The 6,543-nt window shown below is 71.7% G+C and carries 6 protein-coding genes; 3 read left to right on the top strand and 3 right to left on the bottom strand.

All coding sequences use genetic code 11. From position 1 onward, the window contains the following. Positions 1–88: 88 nt before the first annotated feature. Positions 89–1,567 carry an NCS2 family permease gene (locus ACLQ24_RS19335; protein ID WP_425893118.1) on the bottom strand — a complete coding sequence of 493 codons (1,479 nt, stop codon included), beginning with the start codon at positions 1,565–1,567 and terminating at the stop codon, positions 89–91. Positions 1,568–1,655: 88 nt separating this feature from the next. On the opposite strand from ACLQ24_RS19335, the gene ACLQ24_RS19340 reads away from it, so the two are divergent. Next, positions 1,656–1,901: a DUF2530 domain-containing protein gene (locus tag ACLQ24_RS19340; protein ID WP_425893119.1), complete on the top strand. Its 246-nt coding sequence runs from the start codon at positions 1,656–1,658 to the stop codon at positions 1,899–1,901. A gap of 28 nt (positions 1,902–1,929) precedes the next feature. Here the strand turns inward: ACLQ24_RS19340 and ACLQ24_RS19345 are convergent, their stop codons facing one another. Further along, positions 1,930–2,769, bottom strand: coding sequence for a DUF3027 domain-containing protein (locus ACLQ24_RS19345; RefSeq protein ID WP_425893120.1), 840 nt, complete (start codon positions 2,767–2,769; stop codon positions 1,930–1,932). Between the two features lie 89 nt (positions 2,770–2,858). Here ACLQ24_RS19345 and ACLQ24_RS19350 point away from each other — a divergent pair, with 89 nt between their 5' ends. Beyond that, the gene (locus ACLQ24_RS19350; RefSeq protein ID WP_425893121.1) at positions 2,859–4,472 is read left to right on the top strand and encodes an MFS transporter; all 1,614 of its coding nucleotides are present in this window, start codon (positions 2,859–2,861) and stop codon (positions 4,470–4,472) included. Then, a complete protein-coding gene (locus ACLQ24_RS19355; protein WP_425893122.1) occupies positions 4,469–5,119 on the top strand; it encodes a futalosine hydrolase in 651 nt (216 codons plus the stop codon). The genes ACLQ24_RS19350 and ACLQ24_RS19355 overlap by 4 nt, the downstream gene beginning before the upstream one ends. Here the strand turns inward: ACLQ24_RS19355 and ACLQ24_RS19360 are convergent. Next, a complete protein-coding gene (locus ACLQ24_RS19360) occupies positions 5,082–5,960 on the bottom strand; it encodes a helix-turn-helix domain-containing protein (RefSeq protein ID WP_425893123.1) in 879 nt (292 codons plus the stop codon). The two genes, ACLQ24_RS19355 and ACLQ24_RS19360, sit on opposite strands and share 38 nt — an antisense overlap. Positions 5,961–6,543: the final 583 nt, after the last annotated feature.

Here is a 6,543-nt window from a genome sequence, read left to right on the forward strand (position 1 = left end):
AACGACATCCGTTATGACCAGGCTCACGGGGATGTTTGTGCTGTTTTGGGCGGGGAATCACCCTTGACTCCCCGCCCGGACGACGCCTTTAGAGCACCAGCGACTCGATGGGCCCGCGCAGGAAGTACAGCACGAAGAGCACTGCCACCCCGTACAGCAGCGGGTGGATCTCCCGGGCCTTACCCCGGGCCAGCTTGACCACCACGAAGGTGATCAGACCAGCGCCGATGCCGTTCGAGATCGAGTAGGTGAACGGCATCAGCACGATGGTGAGGAACGCCGGAATGGCGATCTCGTAGTCCGACCAGTCGATCGTCCGCACCGCGGTCATCATCAGGAAGCCGACCACGACCAGGGCCGTCGACGCCGCCTCGAACGGCACGATCACCACCAGCGGCGCCAGGAACATCGCCAGCAGGAAGAGGACGCCGGTGACCAGGCTGGCCACGCCGGTCCGGGCGCCCTCACCGACACCGGCGGCACTCTCGATGTACGACGTGTTGCTGGAGGTGCTGGCCGCACCACCGGCCGCCGCCGCGATCGAGTCGACCAGCAGGATCTCCTTGGCCTTCGGCGGGGTGCCCCGCTCGTCGAGCAGGCCACCCTCCTGACCGACCGCCACCATCGTGCCCATGGTGTCGAAGAAGTCCGTGATCAGCAGGGTGAAGACGAACATCAGCACGACCACCCAGCCGGCCCGACCCCACGAGTCGAGCACGTTGAACTTGCCGAGCAGCGACAGGTCCGGCACGTCCACCACCGTCTTGGGCAGCTCCGGCACGTTCAGCGCCCAGCCCTTCGGGTTGGGTTTCCCGTCGACGAACGACGGGCCGATGTTGGCGATCGCCTCCACGATGACCGCCAGCACGGTGGAGGTCAGGATCCCGATCAGGATCGCGCCCTTGACCCGGCGCACCACCAGCACCAGCGTGAGCAGCAGGCCCACCACGAAGACGAGCAGCGGCCAGCTCACCAGCTTGCCGCCGATGCCCAGGCCGACCGGCACGGTGGTGTTCGCGACGTCCGGAATCCGGCGGACGAAACCGGCGTCCACCAGACCGATGATGGTCAGGAAGAGGCCGATGCCGACGCCGATCGCGGTCTTCATCTGCGTGGGCACCGCCCGGAACACCGCGGTCCGCAGGCCGGTCAGCACCAGCACGGCGATGATCACACCCTCGATCACCACCAGGCCCATCGCGTCGGCCCAGGTCATCTCGGGGGCGATCTCGTACGCCACCAGGGCGTTGACGCCCAGACCGGCGGCGAGCGCCAGCGGGAACCGGCCGACGACACCCATGAGGATCGTCATCAGGCCGGCGACCAGCGCGGTAGCGGCGGCCAGCGCCGGAATCGGGAGGGACTTGCCGTCACCGTCGACGGCACCACCCAGGATCAAGGGATTGAGCACCACGATGTACGCCATCGTGAAGAAGGTCGCCAGGCCACCGCGTACCTCGCGGCTCAACGTCGAGCCGCGGGCGGAGATCTCGAAGAACCGGTCGAAGCCGTTACGCGGGTGAGCGGGGTCGGGAGGTGTGCCGTTCTCGGGCGGCGCTACTGCCATCAGGTCCTCGCAGGTGATCTTCCGATTGTCGCGCGCATCGTCCCAGATCGCCGCCGGGCAGGGGAAGTGGATCGCGTACGCTTGCCCGATGCCGAACGACCAGCCACCGCGCCCCGCGCCGCTGGACCCGCCGATGGTGCCGTTCGCCGTCGCCGGCCTGATCGCGTGGGCGGTCGCCGGGCTGGTGCTGCTGGTGTTCTTCCGGGGTTGGCTGACCGAGCACGACCACGAGAACTGGCTCTGGACCTGCCTGGCCGGATTCCTGTGGGGCTTCCCCGGCCTCGCCGCCATGCTGCGTCACGACGCCAACCGACGCCGCCGCCGAGCGAACTGAGCGCGCCAGCCGCCAGCGGTACGGGCGCTCAGGAGTGCCCGTACGGCTCTGCCGGCTCTCCCGCCTCCACCGAACCCGGCGCACGGCTGACCGACATGGCCTCCACCGCGCTGTCGTCGTACACCGTCGGGAGATCCTCGACCGCGGTCTCGGCGGCCTCGATCAGCGTCTCCGAATGGGCGCCGCAACCGTGGTCGGCGCTGACCACGCGGCCGTCGTCGGGGGCGTAGAAGTTGCCGCACGCGCCGAATGCCTGCCGCATCGCCCCGGCCAACGGCAGATAGAAGCCGCAGGTGCCGCAGCGGGCGGCCGCCGGAGCGGCGGTGGAGATGGCCGCCGACGGGCCATGGTCGCCGTCGTACCAGCGCTGCGCCGCGTCGGTCCGGCCCTCCCGGGAGAGCACCCGGGCCCGGCCGAGACCCAACTCCCAGGCCGTCTCCTCGACCGCCGGGTCGTCGGAGAGCAGATAGCCGGGGACCAGCCGCTCATCCTCCGGGGCGGTCGGCAGCAGGTCACCCGGACCGAGGTCACCTGGCTTGAGCCGCTCCTGCCAGGGCAGCCAGCCGGGCGCGAGCAGCGCGTCCGGGCCGGGCAGCAGCACCGTCTCGCAGATGGTCACCGTACGGCTGCGCGCCACGCGGGTGACGGTGACCGCCCACCGCCAACCGCAGTAGCCGGCGAGGCGGCATTCGAAGTAGTGGGTGACGAGCCGTTCACCCTCAGCCACGACCTGCAGGTGGTCGCCGACGTCGTCGGCGTCCACCTCGGTGATGCCAGCGCGGGCCACCTCGACGGCGGCGGCGCAGACCTGGTCGAGACGGGCGGCACGGGTCGAGACGGGCCTGGTCACCCGACCATTGTTCCCCATGCTCCCCGCGGGGGTGACAGGGACTCCCGGGGAACCTTTCGCCGCGAGTGGTGCGGCACACCTGGGTCGCATGGGCGAGGATGGTGCACATGCCGCCGCACTCCCACTCCGGGCGATCCCTCCTCGGGCGGACCGTCGGCACCGGCATCCGGGCCATCCGCCTGCTCCTGCGCGGTTCGGTGGGCAGCGGCCGCTGGGTGACCCGCCGGGCCGGTCGGGCCCGGACGCGGGGCGCCGGCGGCGAGGTCGGCATGATCCGGTTGTTCGACCTGCACGCCGTCTCCTGCGCCGGTGACACCCTGATCGCCATCGGCCTAGCCGGGACGATCTTCTTCAACGTGCCGCTGGGTGAGGCGCGCAGCAAGGTCGCGCTCTACCTGCTGGTGACCATGGTGCCGTTCGCGATGCTCGCCCCCGTGGTGGGCCCACTGCTGGACCACTTCCGGCACGGCCGGCGGTACGCGCTCGCCGCCACCATGCTCGGCCGGGCGTTCCTGGCCTGGCTGATCTCCGACTACATCCACGGCTTCGGGCTCTATCCGGCCGCGTTCGGTGTGCTCGCGCTGTCACGCGCGTACGGCGTGGCCCGCTCGGCGGCGGTGCCGCGGCTGTTGCCGGAGGGGCTCGGCCTCTCCCAGGTGGGTGCGCGGGCCAGCGTCTACGGCACGGTGGCGGGCGCGCTGGTGGCGCCGATCGGGCTGGCCGCCTTCTGGTTCGGGCCCCAGTGGCCGCTGCGCGTCGCGTCGGTGATCTTCCTGATCGGCATGGTGATCTCGCTGCGGCTGCCCCCGAAGGCGGACTCGGAGCCACCGGAGCGCGTCCCCCGTGCGTTGCGCGCGCTCGGTCGTCGCGGCGACCGGCCGCTGGGCCGGGGCCGACCGGCCGGACGGCTGGTGATCGCCACGCTGGTGGGCGCCGCGACCCTACGCGCCGTATACGGCTTCCTGCTGCTCTTCCTCGCGTTCGCCATCAAGAAGGGCGATCTGACCACCGATGTGTTCGGGCGGGACCTGGGCGCGGAGTGGGCGCTGGGGTTGGTCGGCGGCGCGCTGGCCGTCGGCAGCTTCCTGGCGACGGCCGTCGGTACCCGACTACGCATCCACCGGCCGACCGCCATCCAGTCCAGCAGCATGATCATCGTGGCGGGGGTGGCGGTGCTCGCCGTCATCCAGTTCTCGCTGCTGATGGTGGCCCTGCTCTGCCTGGTCACCGCGCTGGTCAGCGGGGTGGCCAAACTCGCCGTGGACGCCTCGATCCAGGAGCGCATCCCGGAGCGGCTGCGTGCCAGCTCCTTCGCACACTCCGAGACGGTGCTCATGCTCGCTTTCGTCGCCGGCGGTGGGCTCGGGCTGGTGCCGTTCGACGGCCGGACCGGCATCGCGGTCGCCGCCGGCGTGGGCATCGTGGCCGCCGTCCGGGGGGTGCTGGTCGCCGCCCGGCTGCGCGCCGAGAAGCTGGTCGGCCGACCGCTGGGTGCCGACGAACTGGTCGAGGACGCGCCGGTCGAGGACGCGCCGACGGTCGCGCCCGAGACCGTCGCGCCCGTCTCGCCGGCCCCACCCCAGGCCACGTCGCACCGGCACGAGGAACCGGGGCTCGCGCCACCGGGCTACCACATCTACCGCCCCTCCTCGTCGGTCGGCGGCCCGGGCGGAGGCGCGGACGACGAAACCCGCCGCGAATCCCCCGGCTCGCTGTCGTGACCGGCCTGCTGGTGGTGACCGCGGTCCCGGCCGAGGCGGACGCCGTACGCACCGGGCTGACCGCCACCACCGTCACCGTCGCCCCGGTCGGGGTGGGCCCGGCCGTCGCGGGTGCCGCCACCGCACGGCTGCTGGCCCTGGCCGAAGCGGCCGGTCGCCCGTACCGCGCGGTGGTCAGCGCCGGCGTTGCCGGCGGCTTCACCGGACGCGCAGCCGTCGGCGACACCGTGCTCGGCACCGCGAGCATCGCAGCCGACCTGGGCGCCGACTCACCGGATGGCTTCATCGGCATCGACGAGTTGGGCATGCCACCCGCGCTGCTCGGCGCGGGCAGCGTCGTACCGGCCGACCCGGCGTTGCTGGCAACGCTGCGGGCCGCCCTGCCCACGGCCACGGTCGGCCCGGTGCTCACGGTCAGCACCGTCACCGGGACCTCCGCTGGCACCGAGGAGCTGCGCCGGCGGCATCCGGAGGCGGTGGCCGAGGCCATGGAGGGGTACGGGGTGGCGGTCGCCGCAGCACAGGCCGGAGTGCCCTTCGCCGAGCTGCGAACCATCTCCAACCCAATCGGCCCGCGCGACCGCGACGCCTGGCGGCTGCGCGAGGCCCTCACCGCCCTGACGAAGGCGGCTCCGGCGCTGCGCTGACGCCGGGCAGCCCCCGGACGTCGAGCATCAACGCCGATGGTCTGCTCGCCCGAAGTTCGAATCCGCAGGCGAGGAGAAATTCGACGCCGCCGAACTCGAAGACCGCATGGGCGACGCGGATGTCGGCTCCCGCCATCTCCTTCGCCAACAGCTCGACCAGCCGTCGTCCGATACCAAGAAACCGCAGGTCTGGAGCGACGACAACACCCTCGAGCACCACCTCACGCCGGTCGCCCAGATCCTCGCCCAGGAGCAGGTCAACGCTCCGTTCATGAGCCCGCAGCTCACCGACCGGCCCGCCGCCGGGCACCTCGGCGAGGAACCGCCAGGACGTGGCCGGGAGTCCGTCGAACGCACGCCGGAAGGTCACCCGTGCGCGCGCCTCCTGCCGCCACCGCCGCCGGTCCCGCCGAGCGCGGTCCAGGTCGTAGGTCAGCTCCGGTACTCGGACCGGCCACAACCGCTCGGGAAGCGTGTATGAGTGCGCCCACCACGCACCCGGCCAGTCCCTGAGGGTTCGCACCCGGCGGATGTCGAGGTGCGCCGGGTACCGGCGGTCAGCCTCGTCCCGCGGCTCATCGACCGGCATGCCCAGCACCATGGCGCCCGAGGCGGGGAACTGGTCGCCGGGCAACCGAAGCGCGAGCTCACCCCCTGCTGCCCCGACCAGCCGCGCCACAGTGCGAAACGCCGGCTCACCACCCCGCCCGGCCTCGATCCGGGCCAGCGTGCTCTTCGGGACTCCGGAGCGATCGGCCAACTCCCGCTGGCTCAGATCGGCACGTCGACGAAGATCACGCAGCGCCGCGCCCACGTCGAACGCATCCCCTTCGGCTGCCACCCGCTCATGGTTTTCCGCTTGGCGGACGTCGTCAACAGGCTCGCTCATTCTGTGGATAACCCTGTGGACAACGTCGCCGCCGCTGTGGGTATCCCCCTATGTCGACCCTGTCGAGCTGCCCCATAAATGGGGCGGCCGCGAGAACCACCGGCGAAGGAACGTTGGTGGGAACGCGGAACCTCGCCCACGCCGCCGCACGCCCCCATCACGACCACCCTCGGTGCCCGCCCACGCCGCATCACCGCCGCCGCTCGCTGCAAGCGCCACCTCGCCCCATATCTGGGGCAGCTCTACAGGGTGCGACGTGACCTCACCCACCTCCGCGCGAGCCGGATGGGGCACCCTGCCCGAGCTGGACGGAAGCAACCCTCCGAGCCCGCCGCGGGCACCCCCGCCGGAGCCCACCGGGAGGCCGGGAAGGCCGGGGAGGCCGGAAAGGCCGGAAAGGCCGGTCCGTCGCGGATCACAGTGGGCGGGGTGGGCACGGGCCAGGAGGTGGGAGCGGGGCTAGGCCGTGTCTTGTGGATCAGGTTTCGCGGGCGAGGTCGCGGAGCCAGATCTTGATGGTGGCGATGTCGATGGT

The organism is Micromonospora sp. DT4 (assembly GCF_049841675.1).
Classification (GTDB): domain Bacteria; phylum Actinomycetota; class Actinomycetes; order Mycobacteriales; family Micromonosporaceae; genus Micromonospora.

Excerpts from the sequence above, each read along its gene's own strand:
- ACLQ24_RS19350 (WP_425893121.1), top strand. The coding sequence starts at position 2,859 with ATGCCGCCGCACTCCCACTCCGGGCGATCCCTCCTCGGGCGGACCGTC.
- ACLQ24_RS19345 (WP_425893120.1), bottom strand. The coding sequence starts at position 2,769 with ATGGGGAACAATGGTCGGGTGACCAGGCCCGTCTCGACCCGTGCCGCC.
- ACLQ24_RS19335 (WP_425893118.1), bottom strand. The coding sequence starts at position 1,567 with ATGGCAGTAGCGCCGCCCGAGAACGGCACACCTCCCGACCCCGCTCAC.
- ACLQ24_RS19340 (WP_425893119.1), top strand. The coding sequence starts at position 1,656 with ATGCCGAACGACCAGCCACCGCGCCCCGCGCCGCTGGACCCGCCGATG.